General features: G+C 56.8%; 16 protein-coding genes, 1 tRNA gene and 2 rRNA genes. 9 read left to right on the top strand and 10 right to left on the bottom strand.

The genetic code is table 11. From position 1 onward, the window contains the following. Nucleotides 1–179 precede the first annotated feature (179 nt). The 5 genes from glnA (at nt 180) to QY76_RS03065 (ending at nt 6,461) form a co-directional block, all read left to right on the top strand. Entirely contained in the window at nt 180–1,589 is a 1,410-nt protein-coding gene (gene glnA / locus QY76_RS03080; protein WP_012850287.1) for a glutamate--ammonia ligase, read from the top strand. A gap of 228 nt (nt 1,590–1,817) precedes the next feature. Then, nucleotides 1,818–2,885, top strand: coding sequence for a nitrogen regulation protein NR(II) (glnL, locus tag QY76_RS03075; RefSeq protein ID WP_045427997.1), 1,068 nt, complete (start codon nt 1,818–1,820; stop codon nt 2,883–2,885). 36 nt (nt 2,886–2,921) lie between these two features. Beyond that, complete coding sequence (gene glnG / locus QY76_RS03070) at nt 2,922–4,337, top strand: nitrogen regulation protein NR(I) (RefSeq protein ID WP_045428000.1); 1,416 nt, start codon at nt 2,922–2,924, stop codon at nt 4,335–4,337. Between the two features lie 121 nt (nt 4,338–4,458). Then, complete coding sequence (locus QY76_RS18590; RefSeq protein ID WP_015462572.1) at nt 4,459–4,581, top strand: YshB family small membrane protein; 123 nt, start codon at nt 4,459–4,461, stop codon at nt 4,579–4,581. 221 nt (nt 4,582–4,802) lie between these two features. After that, nucleotides 4,803–6,461 carry a putative transporter gene (locus tag QY76_RS03065; RefSeq protein ID WP_034165443.1) on the top strand — a complete coding sequence of 553 codons (1,659 nt, stop codon included), beginning with the start codon at nt 4,803–4,805 and terminating at the stop codon, nt 6,459–6,461. 55 nt (nt 6,462–6,516) lie between these two features. Here QY76_RS03065 and hemN read toward each other — a convergent pair whose 3' ends face one another. Genes hemN through yihI form a run of 3 tightly spaced genes read right to left on the bottom strand, consistent with a single transcriptional unit; the run spans nt 6,517 to nt 8,607 of the window. Further along, on the bottom strand, nt 6,517–7,890 hold the full coding sequence (gene hemN / locus QY76_RS03060; protein ID WP_034165445.1) for an oxygen-independent coproporphyrinogen III oxidase: 1,374 nt from the start codon (nt 7,888–7,890) through the stop codon (nt 6,517–6,519). A gap of 6 nt (nt 7,891–7,896) precedes the next feature. Then, on the bottom strand, nt 7,897–8,070 hold the full coding sequence (locus QY76_RS17570; protein WP_071844101.1) for a high mobility group protein Z: 174 nt from the start codon (nt 8,068–8,070) through the stop codon (nt 7,897–7,899). A 6-nt stretch (nt 8,071–8,076) separates the two neighbouring features. Continuing rightward, nucleotides 8,077–8,607 (bottom strand): Der GTPase-activating protein YihI, encoded by a 531-nt coding sequence (gene yihI, locus QY76_RS03055; RefSeq protein WP_034165446.1) that lies wholly within the window; start codon nt 8,605–8,607, stop codon nt 8,077–8,079. Between the two features lie 670 nt (nt 8,608–9,277). Here yihI and yihA point away from each other — a divergent pair. Then, the gene (gene yihA / locus QY76_RS03050) at nt 9,278–9,931 is read left to right on the top strand and encodes a ribosome biogenesis GTP-binding protein YihA/YsxC (protein WP_034165448.1); all 654 of its coding nucleotides are present in this window, start codon (nt 9,278–9,280) and stop codon (nt 9,929–9,931) included. Between the two features lie 421 nt (nt 9,932–10,352). On the opposite strand, the gene polA is transcribed toward yihA, so the two are convergent. Further along, nucleotides 10,353–13,145 (bottom strand): DNA polymerase I, encoded by a 2,793-nt coding sequence (polA, locus tag QY76_RS03045; protein ID WP_045428003.1) that lies wholly within the window; start codon nt 13,143–13,145, stop codon nt 10,353–10,355. Nucleotides 13,146–13,595: 450 nt separating this feature from the next. On the opposite strand from polA, the gene QY76_RS03040 reads away from it, so the two are divergent. After that, the gene (locus tag QY76_RS03040; protein ID WP_045428004.1) at nt 13,596–14,513 is read left to right on the top strand and encodes an acyltransferase; all 918 of its coding nucleotides are present in this window, start codon (nt 13,596–13,598) and stop codon (nt 14,511–14,513) included. 60 nt (nt 14,514–14,573) lie between these two features. Here the strand turns inward: QY76_RS03040 and dsbA are convergent, their stop codons facing one another. Genes dsbA through QY76_RS03025 form a run of 3 tightly spaced genes read right to left on the bottom strand, consistent with a single transcriptional unit; the run spans nt 14,574 to nt 16,488 of the window. Further along, a complete protein-coding gene (dsbA, locus tag QY76_RS03035; protein WP_034165451.1) occupies nt 14,574–15,197 on the bottom strand; it encodes a thiol:disulfide interchange protein DsbA in 624 nt (207 codons plus the stop codon). Nucleotides 15,198–15,227: 30 nt separating this feature from the next. Then, the gene (locus QY76_RS03030) at nt 15,228–16,214 is read right to left on the bottom strand and encodes a serine/threonine protein kinase (protein ID WP_034165452.1); all 987 of its coding nucleotides are present in this window, start codon (nt 16,212–16,214) and stop codon (nt 15,228–15,230) included. A gap of 4 nt (nt 16,215–16,218) precedes the next feature. Beyond that, a complete protein-coding gene (locus QY76_RS03025; RefSeq protein WP_015873027.1) occupies nt 16,219–16,488 on the bottom strand; it encodes a YihD family protein in 270 nt (89 codons plus the stop codon). Between the two features lie 172 nt (nt 16,489–16,660). On the opposite strand from QY76_RS03025, the gene mobA reads away from it, so the two are divergent. Beyond that, nucleotides 16,661–17,245: a molybdenum cofactor guanylyltransferase MobA gene (mobA, locus tag QY76_RS03020; protein WP_034165454.1), complete on the top strand. Its 585-nt coding sequence runs from the start codon at nt 16,661–16,663 to the stop codon at nt 17,243–17,245. Beyond that, complete coding sequence (gene mobB, locus QY76_RS03015; RefSeq protein WP_034165455.1) at nt 17,236–17,760, top strand: molybdopterin-guanine dinucleotide biosynthesis protein MobB; 525 nt, start codon at nt 17,236–17,238, stop codon at nt 17,758–17,760. The genes mobA and mobB overlap by 10 nt, the downstream gene beginning before the upstream one ends. A 112-nt stretch (nt 17,761–17,872) precedes the next feature. Here the strand turns inward: mobB and rrf (QY76_RS03010) are convergent. The 3 genes from rrf (QY76_RS03010) to rrf (QY76_RS03000) form a co-directional block, all read right to left on the bottom strand. After that, nucleotides 17,873–17,988 (bottom strand): 5S ribosomal RNA (gene rrf / locus QY76_RS03010). A gap of 34 nt (nt 17,989–18,022) precedes the next feature. Beyond that, nucleotides 18,023–18,098, bottom strand: a tRNA-Thr gene (locus QY76_RS03005). Between the two features lie 14 nt (nt 18,099–18,112). Then, a 5S ribosomal RNA gene (rrf, locus tag QY76_RS03000) occupies nt 18,113–18,228 on the bottom strand. Between the last annotated feature and the right edge of the window lie 82 nt (nt 18,229–18,310).

Raw genomic sequence — 18,310 nt, 5'->3', positions numbered from 1 at the left:
ATGGAGCACCCAGCTCCATCAGTGCCGCCTGACACAGCGTCAGAGTAAGGTAATTATGCGCCATCCGGGCAATTTGTAAAGTTGGCACGTTTCTCGCTAATGCTACAGCACGATGGCTAAAACCACTTTCTATCATCCGTGATCCGTTGCACGGCGACCAAAGAAACCGGGAGTAGAGTATGTCCGCTGAACATATCTTAGCGATGCTGAATGAGCACGAAGTTAAATTTGTCGATCTGCGCTTTACCGATACCAAGGGTAAAGAGCAGCACGTCACCATTCCGGCTCATCAGGTTGACGCCGACTTCTTCGAAGAAGGCAAGATGTTTGACGGCTCCTCCATCGGCGGCTGGAAAGGCATCAATGAGTCAGACATGGTGCTGATGCCGGATCCCACCACCGCGGTACTCGACCCGTTCTATGAAGAGCCAACGCTGATTATCCGCTGCGACATTCTGGAGCCAGGCACCCTGCAGGGCTACGACCGCGACCCGCGCTCCATCTCCAAGCGCGCCGAAGACTTTCTGCGCGCCTCCGGTATCGCCGACACCGTGCTGTTTGGGCCGGAGCCAGAGTTCTTCCTGTTCGACGATATCCGCTTCGGCAGCAGCATCAACGGCAGCCACGTCGCCATTGACGACATCGAAGGCGCGTGGAACTCCTCAACCAAATACGAGGGCGGTAACAAAGGGCACCGTCCGGCGGTTAAAGGCGGCTACTTCCCGGTTCCGCCGGTTGATTCGGCTCAGGATATCCGCTCGACCATGTGCCTGACCATGGAGGAAATGGGGCTGGTGGTAGAGGCTCACCACCATGAGGTGGCCACCGCTGGGCAGAACGAAGTCGCCACCCGTTTCAACACCATGACCAAGAAAGCGGACGAAATCCAGATCTACAAGTATGTGGTGCACAACGTCGCCCACGCCTTTGGTAAAACCGCCACCTTTATGCCCAAGCCGATGTTCGGTGACAATGGCTCAGGCATGCACTGCCATATGTCCCTGTCTAAAAACGGCAGCAACCTGTTTGCCGGCGACAAGTACGGCGGCCTGTCTGAAACCGCGCTGTACTATATCGGCGGGGTGATCAAGCACGCTAAGGCCATCAACGCCCTAGCCAACCCGACCACCAACTCTTACAAGCGTCTGGTGCCGGGCTATGAGGCGCCGGTGATGCTGGCCTACTCTGCCCGAAACCGCTCCGCCTCCATTCGTATCCCGGTGGTGGCATCGCCGAAGGCTCGCCGCATCGAGGTGCGTTTCCCGGATCCGGCGGCCAACCCGTACCTGTGCTTCGCTGCCCTGCTGATGGCCGGCCTGGATGGCGTCATCAATAAAATCCACCCCGGCGACGCCATGGATAAAAACCTGTATGACCTGCCGCCGGAAGAGGCCAAAGAGATCCCGACCGTCGCAGGCTCTCTGGATGAAGCCCTGGCCGCGCTGGACAGCGATCGTGAGTTCCTGACCCGCGGCGGCGTCTTTACCGACGATGCCATCGATGCCTACATCGAGCTGCGCCAGTCAGAAATGGAGCGCGTACGCATGACGCCGCACCCGGTCGAGTTTGAACTCTACTACAGCGTATAACGCGACGCACGGTAGGAGACCCGGCGCGTACCGGGTCCTTGCCGCGCGCGCCACGCTGGAGACATCCGTTTTTGTTGCCGTGGAAACTTTCAGCCCATCTTCGGATGGGTTTTTTTCGCCGTACGCCGCAGGACGGAGAAAAAACGCTCCGCTCCCCCCGCACGGACAGCAAAAGCATGCTACAGTGCAAGGCATCCTATTGCACCAAAACAGTGCAGGAGTGCGCAAATGGCTGAATACCCTACGCCGCCCCACCGTGACCTACCCGATGCCGGACCGCTGCTGAATGCCATGATGACCTGCATCCTGGTCCTGGACGACGATCTGGTCATTCGCTATGCCAATCCGGCTGCTCAGCAGCTGCTGGCGCAGAGCCCGCGCAAGCTGTTTGGCACACCGCTGCCGGATCTGCTGAGTTATCTCTCCCTGGATATCGCGCTGATGCGCATCAGCCTACGCGCAGGACAGGGTTTTACCGACAACGAGGTGATGCTGGTCGTCGACAGCCAGCCGCACATCATGGCGCTGACGGCCCAGCCCCTGAGCGAAGGACAGATCCTGCTAGAGCTTTCAACCCTGGACAGCCAGCGGCGCCTGAGCCAGGAGCAGCTCCAACACTCCCAGCAGGTCGCCGCCCGCGATCTGGTGCGCGGGCTGGCCCATGAGATCAAGAACCCGCTCGGCGGGCTGCGCGGGGCGGCGCAGCTGTTGGCCAGGGCATTACCGGATCCGGCCCTGACCGAGTATACCCAGGTGATCATCGAGCAGGCCGACCGCCTGCGCAACCTGGTCGATCGTCTGCTGGGCCCTCAGAGGCCGGGGCAGCGCGTCACCCAGAGTATTCATCAGGTCGCCGAGCGGGTCTGCCAGCTGGTCTCCCTGGAGTGCCCGGGGAACATCACCCTGCTGCGCGACTATGATCCCAGCCTGCCGGAGCTGAATCACGATCCGGAGCAGATAGAGCAGGTGCTGCTGAATATCACGCGGAACGCCCTGCAGGCGCTGGGCGAACGGGGCGGCACCATCACCCTGCGTACCCGTACGGCGCTGCAGGTCACCCTGCACGGCGAGCGCTATCGCTTGGCGGCGCGCATAGATATAGAAGACGATGGGCCAGGAATCCCCGCTCAGCTGCAGGATACGCTGTTCTACCCGATGGTGAGCGGACGCAGCGGAGGCACCGGGCTTGGCCTGTCGATTGCAAGGAGCCTGATCGATCAGCATCAGGGAAAAATCGAGTTTAACAGCTGGCCGGGCCACACCGAGTTTTCGGTGTATTTGCCAATCCGCAAATAGCCCCCGCCCCTTACGCAACAGGTGGTCACCATGACAATGCAACCGGGTCTCGTCTGGATCGTCGACGATGACAGTGCCATCCGCTGGGTCTTAGAGCGTGCGCTGACCGGCGCAGGTTTGCGCTGCGCCACGTTTGAAAATGGTCAGTCGGCTCTGACGGCGATGAGCGCCCAGACGCCGGACGTTCTACTATCAGACATCCGCATGCCCGGTATGGACGGACTGGCCCTGCTGCAGCAGATAAAAGCGCGCCATCCGCTGCTGCCGGTCATCATTATGACGGCCCACTCCGATCTGGATGCCGCGGTCAGCGCCTACCAGCGGGGTGCCTTTGATTATCTGCCCAAACCGTTCGACATTGACGAAGCCGTCGCGCTCGTCGAACGCGCCATCAGTCACTATCAGGAACAGCAGCAGCCCGCGCGCCAGGCGCCGGGGAGCGATCCCAGCGCCGATATCATCGGTGAGGCGGCGGCGATGCAGGATGTCTTTCGCATTATCGGACGCCTGTCTCGCTCCTCCATCAGCGTGCTGATCAATGGGGAGTCGGGCACCGGGAAAGAGCTGGTCGCCCATGCGCTGCACCGCCACAGCCCGCGCGCCAAGGTGCCGTTTATCGCCCTGAATATGGCGGCCATTCCACGCGATCTGATCGAGTCCGAGCTGTTCGGCCATGAGAAAGGCGCCTTTACCGGCGCCAACCAGATCCGCCAGGGGCGCTTTGAACAGGCGGACGGCGGGACGCTGTTTCTCGATGAAATCGGCGACATGCCGCTGGACGTTCAGACCCGTCTGCTGCGCGTGCTGGCCGACGGACAGTTTTATCGCATCGGCGGCTATGCGCCGGTCAGGGTCGATGTACGCATCATCGCCGCCACCCACCAGAATCTGGAACAGCGGGTGCAAGAGGGGAAGTTCCGCGAAGATCTCTTCCACCGCCTTAACGTAATCCGCGTCCATCTTCCGCCGCTGCGTGAGCGGCGCGAGGATATACCGCGCCTGGCCCGCCACTTTCTCAAAGTGGCGGGCCACGAGCTGGGCGTCGAGGCCAAAGTGCTCAGCCCGGAGGCCGAGGCGGCGCTTACCCGTCTGCCGTGGCCAGGCAACGTGCGCCAGCTGGAGAATACCTGCCGCTGGCTGACGGTCATGGCCGCAGGCCAAGAGGTGTTGGCTCAGGATCTGCCGACGGAGCTGTTTGACGGCGTGCGCGATGAGCGTCAGCCGGTGGCGCTCTCGCCGGACAGCTGGCCACGGCTGCTGAGTCAGTGGGCGGAGCATGCCCTGCAGAGCGGCCAGCAGGATCTGCTGGCCGAAGCCCTGCCGGAGATGGAGCGTACGCTGCTGAACTGCGCCCTGCGCCACACACAGGGTCATAAGCAAGAGGCGGCCAGACTGCTCGGATGGGGCCGTAATACCCTGACCCGCAAGCTGAAAGAGCTGGGAATGGAATAATGACGGAGAGCGGATACCCTCGGTTAAAAACGCTGCACGGCGCACAAAAAAACGCCAGGCGCGATCTTTACACCCCCGCGCGAGCGAGTATGATCGGCTGCGTTTTAACGGGAGAATAATGATGATCGATTCGCTGTACGCCATGGTTTCCCACGGCGCCGAACTCAGCGCCAGCGGCGGGCCATCATCGCATGCCGCCGTTGCCGCTGTGCTGTGCGCCGCGCTGCTCCACCTGTTGGGATAACCCCTCTACGCTCAGGGCGTGACCATTATGGCACGCCTTGAGCCCCCAGCGTCCCCGGAAGAATATCTGCTAGGATATCCATTAAATACCCGGGCTGTGCCGTGTGACACAGTCCATTTACCGACGCTCTGTAACAATGTTCAGGTGGGTTTTCCGTTACCCCAGCGGATCATCCGGTCGCGCGCGTTTCACCGGAGTCGTTTAATCATCAAGGATGTATCATGAGCGATATCGCCCTTACGGTCAGTATGCTGTCACTGGTCGCAGTACTTGGGTTATGGATTGGTAACTGGCGGATCTATGGCGTCGGCCTGGGGATCGGCGGCGTCCTGTTCGGCGGGATCATCGTCGGCCATTTTGCCCAGCGCTACCAGCTGGATCTCAACAGCGATATGCTGCATTTTATTCAGGAATTTGGCCTGATCCTGTTCGTCTACAGCATCGGTATTCAGGTGGGGCCCGGCTTTTTCTCCTCGCTGCGCGTTTCCGGCCTGCGCCTCAACGCCTTTGCCGTCCTAATGGTACTGATAAGCGGGCTGATTACCGCCGCCATTCACAAGCTGTTTGCCGTTCCTCTGCCGATCATTCTGGGCATTTTCTCCGGTGCTGTCACCAACACGCCGGCGCTCGGCGCCGGGCAGCAGATATTGACCGATCTGGGGTCCAATCCATCCCAGATAGATCTGATGGGGATGGGCTACGCCATGGCCTATCCCTTCGGCATCTGCGGCATTCTGCTGGTGATGTGGCTGGTGCGCCTGCTGTTCCGCATCAATATCGACGCCGAGGCGCGTGACTTCGACGCGCGTAGCGGCCACAGCCACGAGCTGCTGCAAACCATGAATATCATGGTGCGCAACCCCAACCTGAGCGGACTGTCCATGCAGGAGGTGCCGATCCTGAATAGCGATACCATCGTCTGCTCACGCCTCAAGCGCGGTGATTTTCTCATGGTGCCGCTGCCCACCACCCAGATCGAAATCGGCGATCTGCTCCATCTGGTGGGGCAAAAGCAGGAGCTGGAGAACGCCAGGCTGGTGATCGGTGAACAGGTGGACACCTCGCTGTCCACCCGCGGTACCGAGCTGCAGGTCAGCCGCGTCGTGGTCACCAACGAGAAGGTTCTGGGAAAAAAGATCCGCGATCTCAACCTGAAGCAAAAGTACGATGTCGTGATCTCGCGGCTTAACCGCGCCGGCGTCGAGCTGGTGGCCGGTAATAATGCGACACTGCAGTTCGGCGATATTCTCAATCTGGTCGGCCGGCCTCAGGCGATCGATGCCGTCGCCGCCATCGTCGGTAACGCCCAGCAAAAGCTGCAGCAGGTGCAGATGCTGCCGGTCTTTATCGGTATCGGGCTGGGCGTTCTGCTGGGGTCGGTACCCCTGTTCATTCCGGGCTTCCCGGCGGCGCTCAAGCTAGGACTGGCCGGCGGGCCGCTGGTGGTCGCTCTGATCCTGGGCCGTATCGGCAGCATCGGTAAGCTGTACTGGTTTATGCCGCCCAGCGCCAACCTGGCGCTACGCGAACTGGGGATCGTGCTGTTCCTGGCGGTCGTCGGGCTGAAGTCCGGCGGTAACTTCATCGACACGCTGCTCAACGGCGAAGGGGTCACCTGGATTGGCTACGGGATCCTGATCACCGCCATTCCGCTGCTCACGGCGGCGCTTCTAGCGCGTCTGATGATCAAGATGAACTATCTCACCCTCTGCGGCATGCTGGCGGGAGCGATGACCGATCCCCCGGCGCTGGCCTTCGCCAACGGCCTCCACGCCACCAGCGGGGCTGCAGCGCTCTCCTACGCCACGGTCTATCCTCTGGCGATGTTCCTACGCATTATGTCGCCCCAGCTGCTGGCACTGCTGTTCTGGAGCGTCTGAACCGCTAAGCCTAAAACAATCCCCGGCGTGCCGGGGATTGTTTTATCGACGGGCGTCAGATGACGCGCGAAAACTGCTGCATTCGGGCCTGATGACGCAGATACACATCAAAGCACATGCAGATATTCCGGATCAGCAAACGACCGCGCGGCGTGACATTAATCGCCGTCTCCCCCAGCTCGACCAGCCCATCCTGCGCCAGCGGACGCAGCAACAGCAGATCCTCGATGAAATAATCCACGAAGCGAATGCCGTACTGCTGCTCTATCGGCGCGAAATCCAAGCGGAAATTACAGATAAGCCCCTTAATCACATCGCGGCGAATGCAGTCATCCCGGCTCATGGCCAGCCCGCGCCACAGCGCGTTACCCTGCGCCTCAACCGCGGCATAGTACTCCTTCAGCACCTTGCGATTTTGAGCATAACTATCCCCGATCATGCTAATCGCCGACACGCCCAGCCCCAGTAAATCGCTGTCGCCCTGCGTGGTATACCCTTGAAAGTTGCGATGCAGCTTACCGGCGCGCTGGGCCACTGCCAGCTCATCGTCGCGGTGGGCGAAGTGGTCCATCCCGATAAACTGGTATCCCACGCCGGTCAGCGTCGCGATGCTCTGCTGTAGAATGGCCAGCTTATGGTCTGCGCTCGGCAGATCGGCATCCTTGATCTTACGCTGAGCGGCAAACAGCTTGGGCATGTGCGCATAGTTAAAAATGCTGAGTCGATCGGGATTCAGCTCGATCACCTTTTGCAGCGTAAAATCGAAGCTCTCCGGCGTCTGGCGGGGCAGACCATAAATCAGATCGATGTTGGTAGAGGTAAAGCCTATTTCCCGCGCGTGACGCAGCAGGGAAAAGATAAACGCCTCATCCTGCTCGCGGTTGACCAACGCCTGCACGGTCTTATTAAAGTCCTGAACCCCCATGCTCAGGCGGTTAAATCCTTCTTGGCGCAGGTGGTCCAGCACATCCAGCGCAATCTCCCGCGGATCGATCTCTATCGAAATCTCCGCCTGAGGCGCAAAGGTAAAATGGCGACGCAGCAGCGTCATGAGGCGGCTAATCTGCACCTTATTGAGAAAGGTCGGCGTACCGCCGCCCCAGTGCAGCTGGCTCACAGTCCGCCCGGCAAACAGCGGCGCGCGAGCGGCGATCTCCAGCGCCAGCTTATCCAAATACTCGTCGGCCTTGTGGGACTGACGGGTCACAATCTTATTGCAGCCGCAGAAGTAACACAGCTTATGGCAGAACGGGATATGCACGTAAAGGGAAAGCGCCCGATCGGGATAGCGGGCTACGGCACGCAGAAAGTCCGCCTCATCAAAGCGTTGGTTAAACTCTAGCGCGGTGGGGTACGAGGTATAGCGCGGCCCGGAATAGTTATATTTCTGGATCAGGGCCAAATCCCAGACGATAGTCTGTTCTGACATGGATGCTCACTCCTTATTCTGTTTTCTCCTGACTGCGCGCAGTGGAGAAGCCGACGGCCTGCCGTAACGCATGGCGGCCCGTTGCCAGCGCGCTTTGCGCTGCGACAGCCGCCATAGTTTAGCCAATAACCACAGCAGATAACATGTGAGCATCAGACCGATGACCAGAATCAGGCTCATCCGGCATCAGATAGCATCTTTTGGGCTGCCGCGGCGCAGCAGCTGCATGATGTCTTCCTGTTCCTCAGCCTCGTCCTCATCATCTTCCAGCTCGATACCCAGCTCTTCCATCAGCGCATCGATGCGATCCAGCATCTCGTCCACATAGCGTTGCTCTTCGCCATTCAGCGTCGCGCCATTTTCCAGACGCTCCAGCAGGGCATCCAAACGCGGATCGTTTTCCAGACGCGCCAGCTCCTCTTCCGGGGAGAGCGCCTTCTTCACCTCTGGCTGTACCGGCGGCTGCGGACGGCGCTGCGCTGTCACTTGACTATCGACCACCAGCGTAACCGGCGTCTTGCTGCCGAGACGCGGATCGCGCCCTGCGCGGCTACTTCCCTTTCCCCCCTGAGCCGCGCTGTCATTATTGCGGGCGCCCGGCTTATGGCCGCGGCGCTTTTTCTGGCGTTTGCGCTCGCGTCCTTCCAGATCCAGCTCCTGACGGGTTTTACGTGTTTTTTTGGCTTTAACGGCCTTTGATTTATTCACCGGACTCATAACTTATACTCTTGATCAGAGATGTCGAAAACTGCGGCGAAATCTATCAGAAAGGCCGCAAAGAAAAAAGGCGACAGCCTAAACTGTCGCCTTAATTTTATACCTTCTGCAGAAGGATATTCACACTAATCATCCCTAACGGCAAACAACGTCCCGGTTTATCCCTTTGCGGTGATGCTCCCTGCCCTCATCCCTAAGGCAAACTCCCTCTCCCGCCCGAAGGCGGTAGCCCACTCCCGAGCCAGATACCTCCCTGTGACAAACCTCCTGTCTGTCGCGCCACATCCTGTGGCCGGTCTCCTTACCCCGACGCGTTATCCTTAACGCCCCCTGGGCATCGTCATCCTGACGAAGAGTCCGTTTTACGCTGCATCCCTGCGCTGGAGTTAATCTATCCTACTGATGGTAAAGAACAATACGCGAAATCGCGCCTCGATAGTCGATCGATATCACACAAGTAATGTAATTAGCTGAATATCAATGAGTAAAAAATCAAGGCCTTACAGAATGATACGCCATTATCTGATAACGCTATAGCCGATCGCTTACGCGGAGGCGGGCCAATGGCTTACGCCATCCATGCCGACAGCACACGGATTTACGCGCCCTTTCCCGTCATTATGGTTATAATTCCTGCCATTATTCCTCCAGCAACAGGGAGACGATCCTCTTGGCCCGTCAAACTTACAACTACCATCTGACACACTTCGTCACCAGCGCCCCCGATATTCGCCACCTGCCGGCAGATACCGGCATTGAGGTGGCGTTTGCCGGGCGATCCAACGCCGGGAAATCCAGCGCCCTCAATACGCTAACCAATCAGAAAAGTCTGGCGCGTACCAGTAAAACGCCGGGACGTACCCAGCTTATCAATCTGTTCGAGGTTGAGGATGGCATTCGCCTAGTCGATCTGCCGGGCTATGGCTACGCCGAAGTCCCGGAAGAGATGAAGCGTAAATGGCAGCAGGCGCTGGGGGAGTATCTGCAGAAACGGCAGTGTCTGAAGGGATTAGTCGTACTGATGGATATCCGCCATCCGCTAAAGGATCTCGATCAGCAGATGATCGCCTGGGCGGTAGAGGCCGGCCTGCCGGTATTGCTGCTGTTAACCAAGGCCGATAAATTGGCCTCTGGCGCCCGCAAGGCGCAGCTGAATATGGTGCGAGAGGCGGTTCTGCCGTTTATGGGCGACATTCAGGTCGACGCATTCTCCTCCCTCAAAAAGTTCGGCGTCGATAAGCTGAGAGATAAGCTGGATACCTGGTTCAGCGAGATTGCACCTCAGCAGGCGGACGAGGACGACGATCCCAGCATCGGCGAGTAATGAGCCTCAGGCCTACAGATGCCATCAGCCGCGCAAGCGGCTTTTTTATGTCATTTTTCAACAAAATAGAAAATAATCACATCAGCGACAAGCGTCTTACGACGTCGACACGCGTCCGGCACCACCGGCGAGGTATACGCGGTGATATTTCAGCTAACGTGTTCTTTATACAAAAAAAACGCCCCAGTCATAAAGACTGGGGCGGCTAATAATCAGCCAAATCCGATTACGTGAAGTAAAAGGTCTGAAAGATAGAACATCTTACCTCTGTACCCTACGCTGACAACTGTACAACATTTTATGTATCGATCAACCTTTTTTGTTGCTTACTTACAAAAATATGCCATTTAAATCCGCAAACCTCATCCATTAACGCGTTTTTATGTAGTTAAATTACATAAATGGATTAAAAGGCCGCAATTTAGTGAGCTTGATCCCAGTTTTCACCGCAACCAATATCAACTTTTAATGGAACTGCCAGCGACAGACTATTCTCCATCAGCGCGCGAACCTGACATACCACCGCCTCAACCTGAGACTCCGGTACCTCAAACACCAGTTCATCGTGCACCTGCATAATCATGCGCACCTCCGGTTGGGCCTTCTGTAGCCAGCCATCAACGGCAATCATGGCCCGTTTAATGATATCGGCCGCCGTTCCCTGCATCGGCGCGTTAATCGCGGCACGCTCCGCCGCTTTACGGCGCATGCCATTGCGCGCGTTGATCTCGGGCAGATAGAGTCGGCGTCCATCCAGCGTTTCAACATAGCCCTGATCCGATGCCAGCTGGCGGGTGCGCTCCATATAGGCCAGCACGCCCGGGTAGCGCTCAAAGTAGAGATCCATATAGCGTTGGGCTTCGCCGCGGCCAATGTTCAGCTGGCGAGCCAGACCAAAGGCGCTCATACCATAAATCAGGCCAAAGTTAATCGCTTTCGCGCTGCGGCGCTGATCAGCGCTCACCGCCTCTAACGGCAGGCCAAAGACCTCTGCCGCCGTGGCACGATGGATATCTTTCCCTGCAGCAAACGCCTCCAGCAGCCCTTTGTCTCCCGATAAATGCGCCATGATGCGCAGCTCGATCTGTGAGTAGTCCGCCGCCACAATCCGACTGCCGACCGGCGCGATGAAAGCCTGACGAATACGCCGCCCTTCGTCGCTACGCACGGGGATATTCTGCAGGTTAGGATCGCTGGATGACAGTCGGCCCGTTGCGGTGATGGCCTGATGATAAGAGGTATGTACCCGACCCGTCAGCGGATTTACCATCAGCGGCAGCTTATCGGTGTAGGTACTCTTCAGCTTGGCCAGTGTGCGGTACTCCAGGATTACCTGCGGCAGCGCATATCCCTGCTCGGCCAGCTCAGCCAGCACCTCTTCATTGGTGGATGGCGCTCCGCCCGGCGTTTTCTTCAATACCGGCAGCTGCTGCTTTTCAAACAGAATACTCTGCAGCTGTTTGGTCGATGACAGATTAAACGGCTCTCCAGCCTCGCTGTGCGCCTGCTGCTCCAGCGCCTCCAGCCGTATCGCCAGCTCCTGCGAATGTTGACCCAGAATCGCGCTGTCGATCAGTACCCCGGTACGCTCCATCCGCGACAGCACCGGCACCAACGGCATATCGATATCGCGGAAAATATGGCTCGGCCCAGGCTCTCCCTCCAGCGTCGGCCATAAACGCTGATGCAGCTGCAGGGTAACATCGGCATCCTCTGCGGCATACTCCGCCGCCTGCTCCAGCGGGATTTGATTAAACGTCAGCTGACCTTTACCTTTACCGGCAATCTCTTCAAACGTAATCGTTTTATGGTCGAGATGGCGGGCCGACAGGCTGTCCATATCATGGCGTCCGGCTACGCTATTGAGCACATAGGACTCCAGCATGGTATCAAACGCCACGCCGCGCAGCGTGATGCCATAGCGCGCCATAACGCCGATATCATACTTCAGGTTCTGGCCAATCTTGGCTACCTCTTCATCCTCCAGCAGCGGCTGCAGGCGCGCCAGAACATACTGACGATCAAGTTGATGCGGCGCATCCAGGTAGTCATGAGCCAACGGGATGTAACATGCCTGCCCCGGCGCATCGGCGCAGGAGATCCCCACCAGATTGGCCGAGAGCACATCCAGCGAATCGGTCTCGGTATCAAAGGCAAAGCTCCCGGCCTGGCGCAAGCGTGTAATCAATGCCTCCAGCTCGGCCTCATCGAGGATCGTTTGGTAGCCCTCGCGCGTCAGCGTCACGGAAACCTCCGGTGCAGGCACCGCAGGTGCGTCAGCAATTTTCTCCCCCCGCGTTTTACGACCGCCTGTTGCCCCTGTGAGCCAGGAGCCCTCCTGCGCATCGCTCAGCCAACGCTTAAACTCATAGCGGCTGAACAGCCGGTGCAGCGTCTCGCTATCCAGCGGTTTAATGGCTAAATCGTCGCACCCCTGCGCCAGATCGACGTCGGTCTTAATGGTCGCCAGTAGGTAGGAAAGATCGGCCTTTTCTTTATTCAACAGCAGCTTGGCTCCCATGGTCTTCGCACCACGAAAGCTCAGGGTGGCCACCCGATCGAGATCATCGTAAATCGTCTTCAGGCTGCCAATGCCCTGCAACAGCGCTTGCGCCGTCTTCTCACCTACGCCGGGGACGCCGGGAATATTGTCAGAGGCATCGCCCATCAGCGCTAAAAAGTCGATGATCAGCGATGGCGGCACCCCGTATTTGTCACACACCTCCTGAGGCCCCAGAACGGTGTTGGTCATCGTATTAATCAGCGTGATATTCGGCGTTACCAGCTGCGCCATATCCTTGTCGCCAGTGCTGATCAGAACATGCCGCCCCGCCAGCTCAGCGCGGCGCGCCAGCGTACCGATCACATCGTCTGCCTCCACCCCCGGTACGACCAGCAGCGGTAGCCCCATCGCCTCAACCATCTGGTGCAGCGGCGCTATCTGATCACGCAGATCGTCCGGCATAGGAGGACGATGTGACTTATATTCGGCAAACAGCTCATCGCGAAACGTTTTACCCTTGGCATCAAACACCACGGCAACATGGCTCGGCTGATACTGCATGATCAGGCTACGCAGCATGTTCAGCACACCATACATAGCCCCGGTAGGCTCCCCGGCGCTATTGGTCAGCGGTGGAAACGCATGATAGGCACGGTAAAGGTATGAGGATCCATCAACCAGGATCAGGGGATTTTCAGCTATCTGGGCCATAATCTGTCTTTGTCGTGGTGGTTATCAGAGTGTAAGGATGCCACACCTCGAGTGCGCTGACGAATATTCGGAGCGTTTTATCGCGCCAGGTAACGCACGATCGCACCGGATCCATCTGTGGATAACTTTGTTAGCAAAATATTGAGCATTTAATACGCAGAAGGGTTTTTATGGAAATTGAATAAATATAATCAATAAAAATCAACATTATAAATATATAATAAGGGAAAGCTTAATACAGAAACCATAACGTATGATCTGTGTATAACTTAACTGGTATTACCGGCGATGTCTAAGCCTTCGCTCGGCGTCGTTATAGTATGACCAACTTTTAAAACGCTGCAGAATTTTTTACAGAAATATCTTTGGGCGGGACAAAATGTGCCGACTTACGTCCCTATCTGCTAACATTGCAGCTCCTAATTCTTCCGAGTGCGGTGTGAGTTCCCAATGCCTACCCTGATTGCCACGGTGTTGTCTCCTTTTATCTTCGTATTAACAACGCTGTTGACCATCGTAGTCACCGTGGCCTGCTCGCTGCCAATCACATGCTTGGGCATAGTAAAACTGCTGCTGCCGCTGCCTGGGATACGGCGCGCTATTTCCCGCTATTCCGATAGGCTGATGTGGTGCTGGTGCCAAGGTTTGGCCGGATTAATGTACCTGAATCCACGGCTAAAATGGCACGTTAGCGGCCTAGAGGGGTTAAGTAAGAAAAACTGGTATCTGCTGATCAGCAATCATAACAGCTGGACGGATATTGTGGTGCTGTGTGTATTGCTACGGAATCATATTCCAATGAATAAGTATTTCCTTAAGCAGCAGCTGGCCTGGGTACCTTTTATCGGCCTAGCCTGTTGGGCATTAGATATGCCTTTCATGCGGCGCTATTCCCGCAGCTATCTCCTTAAACACCCGGAACGGCGCGATCGGGATATTGAAACTACTCGCCGTTCATGCGAGAAATTTCGCCTGCGTCCAACCACCATCGTTAATTTCGTCGAAGGCTCACGCTGTACGGAGGAAAAACGCCGCGGCCAAAACTCACCCTATCAGAATCTATTACAGCCCAAGGCCGCGGGCATCGCGTTTACCCTCAGTACCCTTGGCAGCCAGTTTGATCGAGTGCTTAACGTCACGCTGCTTTACCCGCAGAATGAGCGACGCCCTTTCCTCGATCTTCTCTGCGGACGCATGCAAGACATCGTCGTACACATTGAAACACTGCCGATCAGCGATGAAATTCGCGGCGATTATTTCAATAATAAGCGCTTCAAACGCCAGTTTCAGCTATGGCTGAATACGCTTTGGCAGCGTAAGGATCTACTGATAACCCGGCTGCGCGAGCGTTACCGTCCCACCGTCTAAAGTCTAAAAAAAACGCCGGAGAAACGAGATCCGGCGTATTACTCAGCGTCAGCGCGCCGATTACGGCTGGCTCACCAAGAAGTGCACCACATTGGCAAACTGCGCCACATAGTTCGCCATGGAGCTGGTATCCAACCCATCGCTTTTCACCATGTACTTGCCATTTACAAACACCGCCGGAACGCCGCGCAGCTGGAAATCCTCTGCGGCCTTCTCCTGCTGCACCACCAAAGATTTAACCACGAAGCTATTCAGCGCAGCGTCATACTCTTGCGGTTTCACCCCGGCCTGAATAAATACATTGCGAATATCCGCCTCGGTCTTAATACTCTGCGTTTTTTGTACCGCATCAAACATAGGCTGGGTAATCTTATCCTCAACCCCCAGCGCCATCGCGACAGCCCATGCCTGAGTCAGCTGTTTTCCTAACGGGCCAAGAAACTCTACGTGGTATTTGGTCAGCTTTATCCCCTGTGGCAGTTTACCTTCAATGGCCTGGGGAATATGGTAAACCTCAGCAAACTCATAGCAATGCGGACAATAAAACGAGAAGAACTCCAATACCTGTGGCGCACCGCTTACCGGTTTATCCAGCGTGGTATATTGTTCCCCATTAGTAAACTGCGCGGCCGATACGCCAAACGCCATAACCATGCCCAGCAGGGCCAGCCATATCTTTTTCATTATCACTTCTCCATTATTCGGGATCTATCGTCAATACATCGGCGTTAACTGTAGCGGAGCGGCCTGTAACAGACGGACCTGCTCTTGAAATACCTGGGTCTGGCGCAGCCAGAACTGGGACTCGCCCATCCAGGGAAAACTGCGCGGAAACGCGGGATCCTGCCAGCGGCGGCAGATCCAGGCCACATAGTGGATCATCCGCATGGCACGTAGCGGCTCAATCAGCGCCAGCTCACGCAGATCGAAATCGCTGAATTCGCCGTAGGCCTCCAGCAGTACATCCAGCTGTACGCGCTTCTCAGCGTCATCTCCATTCAGTAGCATCCACAAATCCTGGATCGCCGGGCCGTTGCGCGCATCGTCCAGATCCACGAACAGTGGACCATCGCGCCACAGTATATTTCCCGGGTGGCAGTCACCGTGCAGACGCAGCTGTGGCAAATCATCCCGCCAGCACGGAAGCAACGCCGCAATCAACGTATCTAACGCCGATAGCAGCGCAGATCGCTGCGCTTCGGGCACCAGAGGGCTTTCCGCCAGCAGCGCCCGCGGCTGGTAGACATATTCGTCCAGCCCAATGGTCGGCCGGCAGCCAAACAGCTGACGTCGGCCTACCTGATGGATACGCCCCAGATAGCGCCCAACCCACTCCAGCTGGTCGAGGCTATCGACCTCATACTCACGCCCCCCTAGACTGGGAAAGACCGCAAAGGCATATCCATGGTAGTGATGCAGCGTGGCACCATTCAGGAACAGCGGTGCCGCCAGCGGGATCTCCTGCGCGGCCAGCTCGGCAGAGAAAGCATGCTCCTCTGCGATCTGGGCATCGCTCCAACGCTCGGGCCGATAGAACTTCACCACATAGCGTCGTCTCTCCTCATCCATCAGCTGATAGACGCGGTTTTCATAGCTGTTCAGCTCACTAAGACCGGAATCAACGCGGATCCCCGTACTCTCCAGCGCATCCAGGATGAGATCCGGTGTCAGAGTTTGAAAATTAAAGGCCGACGTCGTCATAGCATCAATCTTTAATCACGCCGCGCGCGCGCAGTAGGGCCGTTTTGAAATCCTCTTCATAGTCTTTTTGCAGGCCCGGGATCACCGCGCTCTTCTCACTGTCGCGCATTTTCAGGTGATAGATCAGAATATCATCAGTAAGATCGGCCAGTGCGCCCTCATAGCCCGCCTCGTCGGCCAGTTTCTGTAAAAACTGCATCAGGTTCAGATCCGGTTCCTGCTGCCAGGCCGGATGGATTAACTCAATAAGCTCATTAACGCGATGGCATTTCATAGAGTACGCTCTCTTATCTATTCACAGGGCTGCTAAAACTAGCAATCCTAATTTAGCAAAGATAGTCGTTTACCGTGTAACACTCACTATTTACAAACTATTACATCGTCATTAAAGGGGCGCTATGATAGAGCATCGTTCGACATCTACAGCTTACAGGAGCGCTTTCACAATGCAGGACATTGAGGGGGTTATTTTAGCGGGCGGGCGGGCCACCAGGATGCAGGGTAGAGATAAAGGATTGGTTACACTCAACGCCATACCCCTGTACCAGCAGGTTTTACAACGTCTAGCGCCCCAGGTATCCCGGGTCGTCATCAGCGCCAATCGAAATCAACAGACCTACCGACAAAGCGGCTGCGAAGTGCTCAGCGACAGCATGGCGGGCTTTCCTGGCCCCTTGGCCGGCGTGCTAACGGCGCTGGAGCAGTGCCAAACGCCGTGGCTTATCTCTGTTCCCTGCGATGTCCCCTTTATTCCCGCCGATCTGGTCAACGTACTCTGGCAAGGCAAAGGCGACGCCCTCGCAGCCTATATTGACGACGGCGAGCGCCGCCACCCGACGCTCGCCCTATGGCACCGCAGCCTGCTGCCGCAGCTACGCACCTTTCTGCTGCGGGGAGAGCGTAAGCTCATGCTATTCATGCAATGGGTTGATGCGCAGCCCATACGCTATGCCGATCCCACGCTCTTTATCAATATTAATAGTCTGCAAGAGTGCCAGCAGACACAACAACAGGGACACACATCACCGTGACGACCCCACCACTCTTGGGCATTGCCGCCTATAGCGGTACCGGAAAAACCACGCTGCTGAAACAGCTGATTCCCAGCCTAAAAGCCCGGGGGATCCGCATCGCCCTAATCAAGCACACCCATCACGATATGGATGTCGATACCCCGGGTAAAGACAGCTATGAGCTGCGTAAAGCCGGTGCGGATCAAACGCTGGTCGCCAGCGATCTACGCTGGGCGTTGATGAGTGAAACGCCGGAGAGGCAGCCGCTGGACTTACGCTTTCTAGCCTCACGCATCGATGCCAGGCGCTGCGATTTAATTCTGGTCGAGGGATTTAAACATGAGCACATTGCCAAAATAGCGCTCTACCGGCACGCGGTTGGCAAGCCCTTTAGCGGCCTTATCGACGAGTACGTCATTGCGCTGGCCAGCGACAGCCGCCATGACTGCGCCGTCCCATTCCTGGATATTAATAACCCCGATGAAATTGCAGCCTTCGTCCAGCGTTGGTTAGAGCAACAAGCTAAAGGGTAAGGTGAGATCTTCTATGTATAAAAAGACCGCCAACGGCGGTTTTTCACAGGATCTGGCCTGGCTTCAGACGCAAAAAAGCCGCTCTGTGAGCGGCTTTTTTGCTTTATTTAATGCTTGGCAGTTCCCTACTCTCGCATGGGGAGACCCCACACTACCATCGGCGCTACGGCGTTTCACTTCTGAGTTCGGCATGGGGTCAGGTGGGACCACCGCGCTATCGCCGCCAAGCAAATTCTTTTTGCCGAACAAAACCCCGAAAAAGTGGTGCTGATACCCAGAATCGAACTGGGGACCTCACCCTTACCAAGGGTGCGCTCTACCGACTGAGCCATATCAGCACGCTAAATTTGATGCCTGGCAGTTCCCTACTCTCGCATGGGGAGACCCCACACTACCATCGGCGCTACGGCGTTTCACTTCTGAGTTCGGCATGGGGTCAGGTGGGACCACCGCGCTATCGCCGCCAGGCAAATTCTGTTTTACCAACCGCCATCACTGGCCATCGGTTCCAATCTTGAACAAGCTAAATTCGTCTCTCTAAAAACACCTT

The organism is Edwardsiella sp. EA181011 (assembly GCF_000800725.1).
Lineage (GTDB): Bacteria > Pseudomonadota > Gammaproteobacteria > Enterobacterales > Enterobacteriaceae > Edwardsiella > Edwardsiella anguillarum.
Note: the sequence above shows the minus strand (reverse complement) of the source record. Positions and strands in the feature narration are given on the sequence as shown.

What these genes read in the sequence shown, in the direction of transcription:
- glnA (WP_012850287.1), top strand. Translation starts at nt 180, where the DNA reads ATGTCCGCTGAACATATCTTAGCGATGCTGAATGAGCACGAAGTTAAA.
- glnL (WP_045427997.1), top strand. Translation starts at nt 1,818, where the DNA reads ATGGCTGAATACCCTACGCCGCCCCACCGTGACCTACCCGATGCCGGA.
- glnG (WP_045428000.1), top strand. Translation starts at nt 2,922, where the DNA reads ATGCAACCGGGTCTCGTCTGGATCGTCGACGATGACAGTGCCATCCGC.
- QY76_RS18590 (WP_015462572.1), top strand. Translation starts at nt 4,459, where the DNA reads ATGATCGATTCGCTGTACGCCATGGTTTCCCACGGCGCCGAACTCAGC.
- QY76_RS03065 (WP_034165443.1), top strand. Translation starts at nt 4,803, where the DNA reads ATGAGCGATATCGCCCTTACGGTCAGTATGCTGTCACTGGTCGCAGTA.
- hemN (WP_034165445.1), bottom strand. Translation starts at nt 7,890, where the DNA reads ATGTCAGAACAGACTATCGTCTGGGATTTGGCCCTGATCCAGAAATAT.
- QY76_RS17570 (WP_071844101.1), bottom strand. Translation starts at nt 8,070, where the DNA reads ATGAGCCTGATTCTGGTCATCGGTCTGATGCTCACATGTTATCTGCTG.
- yihI (WP_034165446.1), bottom strand. Translation starts at nt 8,607, where the DNA reads ATGAGTCCGGTGAATAAATCAAAGGCCGTTAAAGCCAAAAAAACACGT.
- polA (WP_045428003.1), bottom strand. Translation starts at nt 13,145, where the DNA reads ATGGCCCAGATAGCTGAAAATCCCCTGATCCTGGTTGATGGATCCTCA.
- QY76_RS03040 (WP_045428004.1), top strand. Translation starts at nt 13,596, where the DNA reads ATGCCTACCCTGATTGCCACGGTGTTGTCTCCTTTTATCTTCGTATTA.
- dsbA (WP_034165451.1), bottom strand. Translation starts at nt 15,197, where the DNA reads ATGAAAAAGATATGGCTGGCCCTGCTGGGCATGGTTATGGCGTTTGGC.
- QY76_RS03030 (WP_034165452.1), bottom strand. Translation starts at nt 16,214, where the DNA reads ATGACGACGTCGGCCTTTAATTTTCAAACTCTGACACCGGATCTCATC.
- QY76_RS03025 (WP_015873027.1), bottom strand. Translation starts at nt 16,488, where the DNA reads ATGAAATGCCATCGCGTTAATGAGCTTATTGAGTTAATCCATCCGGCC.
- mobA (WP_034165454.1), top strand. Translation starts at nt 16,661, where the DNA reads ATGCAGGACATTGAGGGGGTTATTTTAGCGGGCGGGCGGGCCACCAGG.